Source organism: Colwellia psychrerythraea 34H, from assembly GCF_000012325.1.
GTDB lineage: Bacteria > Pseudomonadota > Gammaproteobacteria > Enterobacterales > Alteromonadaceae > Colwellia > Colwellia psychrerythraea_A.
Genome location: NC_003910.7, coordinates 4,123,137 through 4,136,708, shown reverse-complemented (window position 1 = coordinate 4,136,708; position 13,572 = coordinate 4,123,137). Strand labels below are relative to the sequence as shown.

General features: G+C 35.9%; 12 protein-coding genes. 9 read left to right on the top strand and 3 right to left on the bottom strand.

Annotated elements, in window-relative coordinates; translation table 11 throughout:
* Nucleotides 1-220 precede the first annotated feature (220 nt).
* From CPS_RS17675 to CPS_RS17650, 6 genes are all read left to right on the top strand, one after another.
* A complete protein-coding gene (locus tag CPS_RS17675; RefSeq protein ID WP_011044696.1) occupies nucleotides 221-2,005 on the top strand; it encodes a CHASE domain-containing protein in 1,785 nt (594 codons plus the stop codon).
* Between the two features lie 43 nt (nucleotides 2,006-2,048).
* On the top strand, nucleotides 2,049-2,471 hold the full coding sequence (locus CPS_RS17670; protein ID WP_011044695.1) for a response regulator: 423 nt from the start codon (nucleotides 2,049-2,051) through the stop codon (nucleotides 2,469-2,471).
* A gap of 85 nt (nucleotides 2,472-2,556) precedes the next feature.
* A complete protein-coding gene (locus CPS_RS17665; RefSeq protein WP_041737120.1) occupies nucleotides 2,557-4,248 on the top strand; it encodes a two-component system response regulator in 1,692 nt (563 codons plus the stop codon).
* A gap of 392 nt (nucleotides 4,249-4,640) precedes the next feature.
* A complete protein-coding gene (locus CPS_RS17660) occupies nucleotides 4,641-5,021 on the top strand; it encodes a hypothetical protein (protein WP_041737119.1) in 381 nt (126 codons plus the stop codon).
* A gap of 411 nt (nucleotides 5,022-5,432) precedes the next feature.
* Nucleotides 5,433-5,792, top strand: a complete 360-nt coding sequence (locus CPS_RS17655) for a nuclear transport factor 2 family protein (protein WP_011044691.1) — start codon at nucleotides 5,433-5,435, stop codon at nucleotides 5,790-5,792.
* Nucleotides 5,793-5,922: 130 nt separating this feature from the next.
* Nucleotides 5,923-6,297, top strand: a complete 375-nt coding sequence (locus tag CPS_RS17650; RefSeq protein WP_011044690.1) for a hypothetical protein — start codon at nucleotides 5,923-5,925, stop codon at nucleotides 6,295-6,297.
* 255 nt (nucleotides 6,298-6,552) lie between these two features.
* On the opposite strand, the gene CPS_RS17645 is transcribed toward CPS_RS17650, so the two are convergent.
* Entirely contained in the window at nucleotides 6,553-7,464 is a 912-nt protein-coding gene (locus CPS_RS17645; protein WP_011044689.1) for a LysR substrate-binding domain-containing protein, read from the bottom strand.
* Between the two features lie 102 nt (nucleotides 7,465-7,566).
* Between CPS_RS17645 and CPS_RS17640 the strand changes: the two genes are divergently transcribed.
* Nucleotides 7,567-7,911 (top strand): hypothetical protein, encoded by a 345-nt coding sequence (locus CPS_RS17640; RefSeq protein ID WP_011044688.1) that lies wholly within the window; start codon nucleotides 7,567-7,569, stop codon nucleotides 7,909-7,911.
* 259 nt (nucleotides 7,912-8,170) lie between these two features.
* Here CPS_RS17640 and CPS_RS17635 read toward each other — a convergent pair whose 3' ends face one another.
* A complete protein-coding gene (locus tag CPS_RS17635; RefSeq protein ID WP_011044687.1) occupies nucleotides 8,171-8,377 on the bottom strand; it encodes a hypothetical protein in 207 nt (68 codons plus the stop codon).
* Nucleotides 8,378-9,742: 1,365 nt separating this feature from the next.
* A complete protein-coding gene (locus CPS_RS17630) occupies nucleotides 9,743-10,642 on the bottom strand; it encodes a LysR family transcriptional regulator (protein WP_011044685.1) in 900 nt (299 codons plus the stop codon).
* A gap of 280 nt (nucleotides 10,643-10,922) precedes the next feature.
* Between CPS_RS17630 and CPS_RS17625 the strand changes: the two genes are divergently transcribed.
* Both CPS_RS17625 and CPS_RS17620 read left to right on the top strand, forming a co-directional pair.
* Nucleotides 10,923-11,468: a carboxymuconolactone decarboxylase family protein gene (locus CPS_RS17625; RefSeq protein WP_011044684.1), complete on the top strand. Its 546-nt coding sequence runs from the start codon at nucleotides 10,923-10,925 to the stop codon at nucleotides 11,466-11,468.
* Nucleotides 11,469-11,638: 170 nt separating this feature from the next.
* Nucleotides 11,639-13,315, top strand: coding sequence for a 2Fe-2S iron-sulfur cluster-binding protein (locus CPS_RS17620; RefSeq protein WP_011044683.1), 1,677 nt, complete (start codon nucleotides 11,639-11,641; stop codon nucleotides 13,313-13,315).
* Nucleotides 13,316-13,572: the final 257 nt, after the last annotated feature.

Genomic DNA, 13,572 nt, shown 5'->3' with positions numbered 1-13,572 from the left:
ATTCATAACAACAAATTTACTTACTTTGGTGTAACTACGCATAATGATCGAAATTAACTTATTTTCAGCTGCTTGTTCTTAGTAAGTTACGGCCAAATTACTGTTGATAAAAAATGTAAATGTTAGTCGTACTCCCCCCACGTAACTTCTGAATGAAGAATAAATCACTTTTAACTAGCAATAAGAATAAATATCTGATTAATCTAAGAAATCAGTTATAGTGAAACTCAATAATTTCTTTGCAGAGAACAAAATGGTTGATACAAAAAATAATGGCGAAGAAAGAAAAAAACTGATTTATGCTGGGCAAATGCACCTTGTTCATTGGCTAATTGTGTTGCTATCAGTAGTGTTAACGTTTGGTGCTTGGTATTATTCAAAATCTCAATTTAATCAAAAACTAGAAGATAAATTTCAACGTAATGCTGAACAAGTCGTTAGTTTAGTAAAAGAGAGAATGCAACTCTATGAAAATGCACTGTGGAGTTCGGTAGCATATATTGATGCTGATGAGACTGATATCACTCATACCAAATGGTTAGCTTATTCAAAGAGTCTAAAAATAGATTTAACGTACCCTGGTATTAATGGTATAGGTATTATATATAATATTCAGGCGGATCAACTTGATGATTATATAGAAAAACAACGGGTGCTTAGGCCAAACTATGCAATACACCCCAGCCATAATGAATCCGAGTATTGGCCCATTACTTATGTTGAACCAGCAGCCCCTAATAAGAAAGCTATAGGGCTTGATATGGCCTTTGAAACCAACAGATATTCATCAATTAAAAAAGCGCGAGATACAGGAGTCGCTCAATTAACAGGACCAATTACCTTAGTACAAGATGCTAAAAAAACGCCTGGTTTTCTGTTTTATACCCCTTTTTATAAAAATGGTACTAAGCCTGAAAGTACTGAGGCGAGAAGAGACGCTATTGACGGTGTAACTTACGCGCCTTTTATAATGAAAAATTTAATGCAGGGAACTTTAGCTGAAAAAAATAGGCATGTAAGTATTCAAATACGTGATGCTGGCGATTTGCTCTTTGATGATCATGACGACGAAAGTGTACTTGACGCGGACGCTAATCCTTTATTTACCAAAGAACAGGACATTTCATTATATGGTCGTACATGGTCATTCACTATTCAATCTAATCTAGATTTTAGAGATGAGTCAGCAGCTAATCAATCGTCATTTATTTTAATGGGAGGTTTAGTGATAGATGCCTTATTACTTGGCCTTTTTCTCTTTTTATCGCGAGCTAATCGGCAGGCCTTAGCTTATGCTGATCACATGACCCATGCGCTGGAAGAAAAAACAATTCATTTAGAAAAATCAAATAGTGATTTAGAACAATTCTCTTATGTTGCTTCTCATGATCTTAAATCGCCTCTTAATGCGATTAAACAATTGGTTGGTTGGATAGCCGAAGATTGCCAAGACATTATTCCAGATGAATCAAAAAAGCATTTAGCCTTGTTAGCTCAACGAAGCGATCGAATGATGAAGCTACTTAATGATTTGCTAGATTATTCACGTATTAATCGAAGTGAATTTAAAAGTGAACTTGTCAATTTAAATGAAATGAGCATCGATATTCTCCATTTGATAGACAAGCCCCCTGGATTCAATATCTCCGCACCAGATATTGAAATAATGATCCCCAGAGCTCCGTTTGAGATAGTCCTTAGAAACTTAATTTCAAATTCAATAAAGCATCACGATGAAAAAAGTGGCTATGTGCGTATTTCATGCAAAAGCAGTTCTGATTATCACGTAATAACGGTAGAGGATGATGGTCCTGGCATTCCTGAAAAATTTCATGATAAAGCGATGGAGATGTTTCAAACACTAAAATCTAGAGATAAAGTCGAAGGTAGTGGTATGGGATTGGCAATGATAAAACGAGTTACTGAACATTATCAGGGGAGCATTTCAATTGTTTCTGATGGACAACGTGGAACAAAAGTAATTATTCATTGGCCGAAATCATAAAGACCTAATTAGCAGTAATTCATAAAAATAAAGAGAGAGAATTATGGTTGAAAATCCAAGCGACGTAACGTTATTATTAGTAGAAGATGATGACGTTGATGCGATGACAATTGAAAGAAGTTTTCTAAAACAACGAATCGCGAACCCCATCGTTCGGGCTTATGATGGTATTGAAGCGTTAGAGTTATTACGAAGTAATAAAGTTTCTCGTCCATTAATCATTTTGCTTGATTTGCAAATGCCACGTATGGGAGGCATCGAGTTTTTAAAAGAGTTACGTGCTGACGAAAACTTGTCAGAGTTAGTCGTTTTTGTCCTCACTACCTCTAAATCTGAAGAAGACATGTTATCTAGCTACCGCCAGCATATCGCAGGTTACTTTGTAAAAGGGAAGTCAGGAGCTAAATTTTTAGATATTGTAAACGTGTTAGACAGCTACTGGAAAGTAGTGCAACTCCCAAAATAAAAGCATAAAAATGTAGCGTACTTTAGCTATATTTATTAGCTATATTGAATCCTAATCACTATTATTTGGAATGCCATTGCAACACATGAAAGTATTAATTGTTGATGATGATATCGTTGACAGAGAGCTCATAAAAAGAACGTTAAAACGAAGTGATATTAGTTGTAATATTACTGAAGTTGAATCCGTGGATGATGCTCTGAAGAATCTACAAGACTCTTCTTTCGATGCGATATTGCTCGATTATAACTTACCGCAACGAAACGGGATTGAGTTACTTTTAGAAATAAAAGGCGATCCAAATAGGCATGATACTGCTGTAATAATGATGAGCACATCAAAAGAAGATGAGTTAGCACTTAATTGTATTAATGCAGGAGCCCAAGATTTTCTGGTTAAAACTGAGATAAACGTCTTTCGATTACAAAGGGCGATAGTCAATGCACAAGCACGCTCAGACTTGGAAAAAAGACTATATCAAAGTTACCAGCGTACTAAAGAACTTGCAGAGCATGATAGCTTAACCGGTCTAGCCAACCGTTATTATTTTGATGAATCCTTAGTAAAAGATATTAAGAGTAACCAAAGAGAAAAGAAAATCCTCGCATTGTTATTAATAGACTTGGATAATTTTAAATATGTAAATGATAACTTTGGTCATGATATTGGTGATAAATTGTTAATTGAGGTGGTTAAACGCATAAGTAACTGTTTACGTGGTAATGAATTATTTGCGCGTTTAGGTGGAGATGAATTCGCCATTACATTAACGCGTCTACCATCCATTAATGGAGCTAGTATTGTTTCTCAGCGCATTATCAATGCGTTACGTGAACCTTTTCAAATCGATAATCATTGGATTCAATCGGGTGCCAGTATCGGCATTTCCACATGTCCGTGGGACAGTTCAAATACTAAGGAATTGTTTAAATTCGCTGATATTGCAATGTATCGAGCTAAGAATAAAGGCCGCAATCAATTTTCATTCTTTGAAGAAGAAATGCAAAATGAGTTTCTAGAGCAATTTAAGATTGAAACTCAACTAAGATCAGCAATAATGAATGACGACTTTTATTTACACTATCAACCAGTCATAGATGCTAAAAGTAAAACAATAACAGGGGTGGAGGCACTAATTCGATGGAATATCGACGGTGATATGATCAGCCCAGACAAGTTCATCCCGATTGCTGAAAAGTCTCGACTCATTATTGATATTGGTAAATGGGTAATACAACAAGCAATAAAACAGCTTAGCCTTTGGAACAAAAATCGAAGCTCGCCACTAACCATGGCAATTAATTTTTCTTCAGTGCAGCTAGCGGATGAATATTTATTTGATTTTATTCGCGACTGTTTAAGTCAGCATAATGTTGCTGCTCATTTAATTGAAGTGGAATTGACTGAAACAGCTTTAATTATTGAGCCAGAAAAGACAGTTAAAATTATTCAAGGAATAAGTGACTTAGGCTGTAAAGTCTCACTTGACGACTTTGGCACTGGCTTTTCATCTTTATCACACTTACATAGCTTTCCAATTAATATTGTTAAAATAGATAGAACATTGATGCCGAATGCTTCTTCGTCAGAAAAAGTTAAGCAGCTATTAAGCGGTTTAGTTCTTATGATCAAGTCGCTAGATTTACAGATTGTTGCTGAAGGCGTTGAAACAGAAAGTGACTTAAATTTATGTGTGAAACTGGGTATAGGTAAAATCCAAGGTTTTTATTTTGATAAGCCTTTATCTCCTTTTGATTTAGAAAGAAAATATTTATAACTGAAACCATTTTATTCACAATATATATATATAAAATTTAATAATTAACTCTGCTTAAGATAATTAAGCAGAGTTAATTATTGAAAATTTACCCTCACTGAATTCTGTAACTTCACTTAATAAAAATGGGATAATATACGCCCCCTTCAAACTCTTTACTGTTGTCGATATTTCATATATAGATGGCACCTGTGACAACTCCATAGTCATTCATTACCTTTAGAAATGTTAAATCAATAGTCCATTTTGCTTGAGTTCGCTGGTCTGAAAATTTCAGTTATTTGCATTAACAATATATGTGAACAATAATTGAGCTGAAGTAATTTTAGAATGATGTCTTGGGTAATAGTTCCTCCCACGTTTTCTTTGGTCAATTTAATCAAGGAATCATAATGAATAATTTAATAAAGTTTACGATCCCCTTAATACTTATATTTAGCGCAAATTGTTACGCTGAAAAACATATTGTAGATGTTTGGCAATGTAAGCTGAAAGAAAATAAAACGATGAAAGATGCTGCAGTATTGAATGAAAAATGGGTAAAATTCATGAATGCTAATGTTAAAGGAGGCGGGATTAACTCCTATGATATGGAGCCTAGAGTAGGAAATCACAATGGGTTTATGTTTGTTGATGTCTATCCAAACATGCAATCTTGGGCAGCAGGGGAGAATGTAATGGAGAAAACAGAAGAAGGTAAAGCGCTACAAAAAGAGTTTAAAATGTTGTCAAAGTGTTCAAGTAATAGCTTGTACTCGTCAACAAAACATTAGCTAATCTATTGACGTATATGTCAGCTAACCATCGTTATATTTATACATAGCTGACATTATTTATGCTTACTGATTAGTTATCAAAGCCCAACTAAGTGAGTTAGCGTAATAGTGCTTAGTTCATATTCCGCCAAACGATTCATTAACAAAAGTCATAATAAAAAGTCACATTTTAGTTCATGATAACCTCCATTATCAGCAGGCCATTTGATAAGTGTGATTGTTCAGCCATGTCCACTGTAGGTCAAAATATACAAAAAATTGTCAGTATAAGCTCTTAAATGCTAACTCCAGATTAGTGGTAAAAGTGACAGTTTGCTTTGAATAGTTTTCTATATGTTTCAGTATCTCAGTAATATTAGTGGATAACTTCTATAGTTAAACTGTTTAAACCCTATAGGAAATAAAGTAATGAATTTAGCCAATATAGTACAACGTGGTTGGGAAGCTCTTGGTGCTGGAGATTTTGATACGTTAGTAACTGACTATGTAGAAAAAATGATATTCATCATGCCAGGACAAGCTGATGTTTTAAAGGGGCGACAAGCATTCCGTTCTGCTTTAGATAATCTTGGGGAAATCCTGCCTCCAGGTTTCGAAATTACGGGGCTTCGTCAGCTCGAAGGAGAAAATGAAATTGTCTCTATTGTAGAGTGGAAGTCCGATAAGATGATAGCCTCTCAGTTGTCAGTCTTGTTCAAGTTTGAAGGTGATCAAATTTATGAGGAACGGTGGTTCGTAGACACTGAGCAATGGAAAAGCGTATTTTAAATTAGTTGATAAACATAACAAGAACTTCAAACGGAAAAATACAGTTGGCTTTCACTTCGTTCTTCTTTTGCCAACTATATTTACCGCTTAAGTCGGTGTTAGCTACTTCTAAACTTCACTGAGAGTATTTATGGCGATGGAATTAACATTTAAGCAAGCAGTAATACTAGCGATAATACCTGCCGCAATTTCTGCTTTATCAGCATACTTTGCTCAAAGTGCTGAACACTCGGCTACTAAGGCAGAACAATCAACAGCGAAAATTGAATTAATGCAGGCAATTCGGCAGGCGCGCTTAACTGAACGAGATTTAATAAGTCATGATGCTATAGGGCAAGGAGAAATAGCTTACCTAATTCCTGTTGCTGATAACCGATCTTGGGGTAGTTATTATAATTGTCGTAAAGGTGATGGATCTAGATATATTTGTGCAAGAAATCAAAAACAAATCATACCTGAATTAACCTCTGAAATAGTATCTAAAGAACTTGAAGGTGGTTACTAATACCGCTAACAAGGCATTGCATCGGGGGGATGAAATCCCCAATCGGTTTATCTTTAGCACTAATATTTATCAGCGCTAATGCTCCTTTGGTGTGTAGAGAAGACGAAAATCCCTAAGAGTATGAAAGTCAATTATACAATCATATAGCCGACATAAATTTATGCTTTTATAGTTGTTGTGTAAAAAACTAGTTAAGCTTAATAAAAAATTTATGCTGTTGATAACTATTTACTTACTCAGCGTTATCATGAGCTATTAGCGAACTTCTAGATTGGAGAATGACTCTAGTAACTTAGGAACTATCCAGTCTTCAAATAGCTTAACTTTATTCCATGAAAATTGTTGTTCCGGCGCAACAAGATAAAGTGAATAAGGACTTTTGCTAGAGTAGTTGAGTAGTTTGACCAAACGACCTGTGCGTAAATGTTCGATGACTAAGCTAGTATTTACTAATAAGAAACCACGGCCTTGAACAGCACTATCAATCAAAGGAAGTGCGTCATTCGTTTTAATTACGGGTACTAATGTTTCAAATTTAATATTTACGCTTTTACAATAATCTTGAAACCTTTCCTGTATTCCAATACTAGTGTCTTCTATCCAAGGCAAACGAAATACTTGCTCCGGGATGTCTTTATTAATACCAGTTAGTAACTCTGGGCTTGCAACAAATGTCAGATTATCATCATAGACTTTTTTTTGTACTAACTCAGAGTGACCACCTCTTCCCATACGAATTGCTAAATCAATATGTGATTGTTTAAAATCAATAAGTTCACTGGAAGGAGCAAGTTGCACCATTATTTCAGGATGTAATTTCTGGAACTCTTGAAGCCTAGGAATTAGCCAGAGAGAACTAAATGAATGTACTGTAGAAATACGTAAAACTTGTGGGTTTTGATCACCTGTAATGCTTTGTATACCGGATGATAGTTCTTCAAATGCTCTTTGTATGAAAGGTAGTAGTGTTCGGCCTTTTTCGGTAAGCATTGTGTGTCTATTTGTACGTTCAAATAGTTTTGATTGTAAGTTTTCCTCTAACGATCGAATTTGTTGGCTGACTGCTGCTTGCGTTACGTTAAGTTGTTCGGCTGCTTGTTTAAAGTTTTTAGATTGTCCCGCAGCCAGAAAAAACTGTAAGGACTTCAATGGTGGTAAATATTTCATACTTAAGTTTTTCTTAATTGAAGTTAATTTTATATCGTTTGTTTTTAAACCTTATCATATTTAATCTGTTATCTACACTTTAGAGATTAATCGAGAGAATAAATGAATGACTCATTAGTAAAATCATTTAAAACCATGTATTTAACAAGTGTCTTTTTGTTTTGTAATTTAGCAGGTGCAGAACATTTTACTGTAGATAGGGCTGAAAATTACCCCTACAAGAACCTAATTAATCGAACTGATAGTCTTAAAGTTTTCTATATCATGAATGGTGAGAGCTTTAGCTGTAAAGTTGAAGCTGTTTTAGACAACATGATGTGGGTATCCCCTGAAAAAAAAATTAGCAAAGAATTATTTTATAATGACCCTTTATCTAACTGTCTATCTCGAGAGAAGGCAAAACAGATACTATCTCAAACGGTGCTTGAGTTCGGGCAAGGATTGTAAAAAGTGGATTCGATTAGACATGTCGATATCTTTTTAAGGGCTGCTGTTTGAGCACAAAGCAGTCTTTACATGGCTGCTTTTTCATATCAATTGAAGGTCAGGTTTTTGGCATAATTTGACTTACCTAATTGCTCGCTTTAGACAAAGCTATTATTTAAGAATGTTAGATTAAGCCTCAGCAATTATTATTATTATCCTGCTAGACTATTTTATTGTAGAAAATATAGAACTGGCGACCTAAAAATTATGCAGGTCATTTTTATGCATCTTCCTCGTGCATTTGGCCGTCGATTAACGTCATATTTTCAACGAATTTTTCATCATGCTTTGCCAATCGATAGCTGCCGTCAAACATGTTTTCTAAGAAAATACATTGCCCACCGCTAGCTTGTAGTTGGTCAAGTACTTCTTGAGGTAATTCAACGCCAAAGCCAGTGCCAACCTTTTGTAACGTAAGTTCAATCATGGTAATAATTCACTTATATAATAATACGTTAAGTACCTAGTTTGCATTTTTAATAAAATGCGCCAGTTCTAATTATAGTTGTTGAATTTCATTGCAACAAGGCGATTTATCGATATGCAGTTTGAAGAAAAACATTTTACAGTGATACTAATCTACAATATTCATGACCTCTCTGTGGCACAAGTGACGATTACACCCTCAGCTGCTTTTTGTCTGGTGCTAATCTTTATTAGTGCTAATGTTCCCTAAGCGCGCAGAGAAGAAATAAGAGTTTGACGTTTTGAGTGTTTGTCGAGTTCAACAGAACATCAGTTAGTTGATCTAAGCAAGTTGGCAGAGGAATTAAAAAGTTTTGTATAGCGGACGTTCCCAAAATCGTTTTGAGACGAATTCCATACCCAAAAGAGCAAAGTATAGTTACAGAACGAGAACAATATGTGACTGCAGCTAAGCTCATAATCCAAGTGTTTGTCTACTCCACATTAATCGAAGTAGGATCTTTATATACGTGAAATTTTTTCACTCATTACTTAAAAAAATTCGTTTGTCTAGATATACCTTTTTGAATTAATCTTTAAATATGTTATCGCAATACTGTCGCTAAGGAACATATATGAAAAGTAAAACTGTCTGGTATCTATACTGCCATATGATTGATGAGTGGAAATGCATATCATCAGGAAACCTTTCTGATATCAAGAAAGCACAAAGCATGTACATACAAAGTGGAATAACATCTCCATTGAGAGTTCAGCATAGTAAATTAGATATTTCGAATGATTAAAGTGGATAGGTATTAGTTAAAACGAGAAAAATCATATTGCGCTGTATTTTTCGTTTTAACGCTCATTGAAGTTTGATAAAAATAATAACCAGTCTCGGTCTGTATGTATTGGCAAAAGTCACTGCCAATTAAAATATAGGTAAAATAGACGTCATTTTTCTTAAAATGAAAACACATGTTGGTATGTGATACTCCCCTTTTTGGTAAAAGTTAGGTACTTTTAAGTTAACAAAATCCGAACTAATTATTTTCCAAAGTGAACTTCTGCGTTATTGACCTATAGTTCTGTTTGGTCTGAATTTCTTAGCGTTTTCCCTTTATTCCACTAACATTACTGCATCCTCGACTGTCTTAAATTGGTGGTTTAGTTCGCATTCATGTTTAACCGGTTATTGGCAATAGTTTCTCATCAAAATACTCATGTTCTTATCTATGGGGAACCTCCGCTATCGGGAAAATGTCAGAGGAATGTGTTTGATATGCCATGTCCGCTATAGATAAAACAGACAAATATTTTCGGTATAGATTCTCAAAGACTAACTTCAGCAAAGTGGTATTAGAGAATACTGTTCAGAAAAATATTAGTTTAAAGCGGAATTAGTTTGCAGATTTTCAGCGAGTAAGTCGATAAAACTTCTGACTTTTGCGGAAGAAAATTTATCCTCTCTATGAACTATATTAATGGGTTTGGCAGGATACTCAAAATTTTCTAATAGTATTTTAAGCTTATTATTTTTAAGCTCTTCAGCAACTTGATATGAAATAATTCGGGTTATTCCTAAACCATTTTTTGCCGCATTAATTGCTGCCTGATTTGTAGTAACGGTCAACCTAGGGTTGATCTTTATTGTTTGATTTTTTTTATTAACCAGAAACTGCCAATCCGGATTTAGGCTACCGGTATTAGCCGCAATAAGTGTGTGCTGAGCCAACTCCTGACAGTTTTTTGGAATACCATTTTTCGCTAAATACTCAGGAGATGCAACGAGTATCAACCTAACGTTACCGACCTTTTTTGCACGCATACTTGAATCATGTAGCTCACCAATGCGAATGCCAACGTCATGACCTTCTTCGAGTAAATTAACCACCCTATCTAAAAAAACAGCATTCACTTGTGTCTGTGGATAACGCACTAAATAGTCGGTGATCGTTGGCAATACGAACTGCTGACCAAAAAGTACTGGGGCGGTAACGCTAATTTTTCCTTGTGGGGTAGCGTTGATACCTAACGCAGCTTCGTTGGCAACTTTTACATCGTGCAAAATTCTTTTTGCATCTTCCAAATAACGAGCACCAGCCTCAGTCATTCTGACATAACGCGTGGTTCTATTGAGCAACTTTACTTTTAATGTCTCTTCTAAGTGTGCGACTGCTCTGGTAACCGTGGGCGCAGACATATTGAGGCGTCTGCTCGCCGCTGAGAAGCCTTGCTCTTCAGCAACGGCAATATAAACCTTCATTAAGTGGAATGTATCCATTGTCTGTCTCTTCGTTGATTATTTCAGTATTTGAAATAATTAATTGTAAATCATGCTTATTCTTAATTAAACCGTTTTGTTTCACAATAGCTTCATCGCTTGGTTAGCCGCATTAAATCATCAGATGAGATGACAATAACTAAGCGTAATATTGCAACGTAGTAAAGAGTAATAACCGACAGTGCGTTGTTGAAAGATAGTTATTAACACCATCATGAACATGAGCATAACGTTATATGTCAGTTCATATTTTATATTTTAATGAGAATAAGGAAGAACAATGAGTCGTATTAATTTAGTTACCCCAGAGCAAGCAAATCCAGAACAAGCAGAGCTTTATGCTGCGATAACAAGCCAACTCGGCATGGTACCAAATTTTTTAAAAGTATTTGCAAACTCACCTGCAGCCTTAAAAGCATTTTTAGGTTTACACTCTATAGCTAACGAGGGAGAGTTAACCTCTAAAACTAAAGAGCGTATTGCCTTAGGTTTAGCTGAACAAAATGCCTGTGAATATTGTGTTTCGGCGCACACTGCAATAGGTAAAGGCGTTGGTTTAACGGAAGATGAAATGGCTGAAAATAGAGCGGGTGGTAGTCAAGATGCACAAGCAGCTATCGCGGTGAAGTTTGCGCGTTCTTTAGCTGAGCACAACGGTGAAGTGACCACTGCTGAGTTACTTGAAATACGTAATGCAGGTTATTCAGATGCTGAGATTGTTGAAATTATTACTCATGTGGGCATGAATATCATGACCAATATTTTGGGTAAGGCAAGTCGTGTAGCTATCGATTTTCCTAAAATTTCCCTGCAAAAAGCATCTTAATAATAGTTCAAATGAACAGGGAGTTCATTTGAATTATTTCAATTTGAAAGTTTTATTCAGTAAAAGGTGGTTATCAAAACGTTATAGCTAACAACAATTATCAGCTGTCAACATAGTGTAACCATTTACTTAGTCTAATAATCAGTTTAATGATCCTGTAGGAGTCGACCATGGCACATAAATACGCACAACTAGCCTTTACTGAGACAGTAAGAGCAATGCAGCAAGAGCAGAATAGCCGAGCAGGTTATGCCAGTATGGACCAAGGTGAGGATTACAATTTTCTCTTATCCGCAGTTGAAGCCGAGTTTATTGCCCAACGAGATAGTTTATATATGGCCAGCGTTAGTGAAACCGATTGGCCTTATGTTCAACACCGTGGCGGACCTAAAGGTTTTTTGAAGGTGCTTGATGCTTCTACATTAGGTTTTGCTGATTATAAAGGTAATCGCCAGTATGTAAGTGCAGGAAATTTCCGTAATAATGATCGTGTTGCTTTGATATTTGTCGATTATCCAAATAAACGTCGCTTAAAATTGATGGGACGAATCAGTCAAGTAGCTGAAGATGATTGGCAAACACTTGCCAGTCTTGAAGATGATGATTATCGAGCTAAAGTAGAGCGAGGTTTTGTTATTAAAGTCGAAGCATTTGATTGGAACTGCCCACAGCATATAACACCTAGATATAGTGAAAGTGAAATTGAGTCATTAATTATTCCGCTAACGAATGAGCTTTCAGACCTAAAAGCACAGTTGAAAACGCAGCAGCTTGCCTCGTCATCAGGTGAAGGTTTATCAAAAAACAGTGCAGTAGCCAAAGTAAGCTTACCTGATTATCCGAAAATATCTGGAGAGGGAGAGTTACCGTTAGTTATTAGTGGTATTAGACAATTGACCCCTCGTATTAGAGCTATTGAGCTCAGACATGTAAAGGGTGAGGCATTACCTGCTTTTGAGGCCGGTGCACACTTGGCAATACCTGTAGTATTAAATGATGGGAAAGTTACGCACAGACATTATTCACTTTGTTCAAATCCCAGTAGAACTGATTGTTATGAAATTGCCGTACTAAATGATCATAATGAGTTGAAAGAAGACAATAACGTAGATAATAGCGATATTGAAGAAAGTGGCTCTGCGGTTATTCATCAATATTTCACACTTGGGCTCAGGTTAAACTGTGTACAGCCGCAAAATTACTTTCCCCTTGAACAGTCAACAGATCCTGTTGTGTTGATCGCTGGTGGTATTGGTATTACCCCCATTAAAGCGATGGCCTTAACGCTAACCAGTCAGCAGCGTGATTTTTCACTGCATTATTGCGGTCGCTCAATCGATGAAATGGCCTTCAGTGATCGACTAAGCAGGCAACTAGGCGATAAATTATATCTATACGCGAGTGATGAAGGCAATAAACTAAATTTAGAAAAGCTATTAACTAGCTCTCCTATAAAGGCACACTTTTACTTTTGTGGCCCGCAAAAGATGATAGATCAGTTGCTTGAACTGGCTAAACAGCATGGCATTGATAGTACACGCCTACATTTTGAGCGTTTTGAGCATAAGATAGATGCTACGGCAAAACCCTTTACTGTGACACTTAAACGCTCTTCAAAACAATTTACGGTGTCGGCCCAAGAATCTATTTTAGACGCAGTATTAGCTCAAGGTATTAATGTGCCTTACAGTTGTAAAACGGGCGAATGTAAAACGTGTGTTGTTCCTGTAGTTAACGGCAATGTTATCCACAAAGATGAATGTCTAACTAACACCGACAAAGTAAATAAGCTTATGTGTCTGTGCGTCTCTAGAGCTGCCCAAGATACGTTAGAGCTGGATCTTTAAATAAGGAAAAACTATTAAGCTTTAACAAGGGCATAAGCTTTTGTCTTATGGAGCCGCTGTAAGGTCTAGAACCCGCAGAATATTCAAATCGGTTCAGGTAGTTTTTTAGGTGGGATCAGATATAGGCAAAGTCTTAATAAATTTTCCCACAGCTTAATTCTATTTATTAAAATGGCCGAGAAAACACATTTTCATGACTACTAATGTTCACTGTTTAGTTTACAGTGAATATTTCTATCTAGCGGAAAACTGTAACT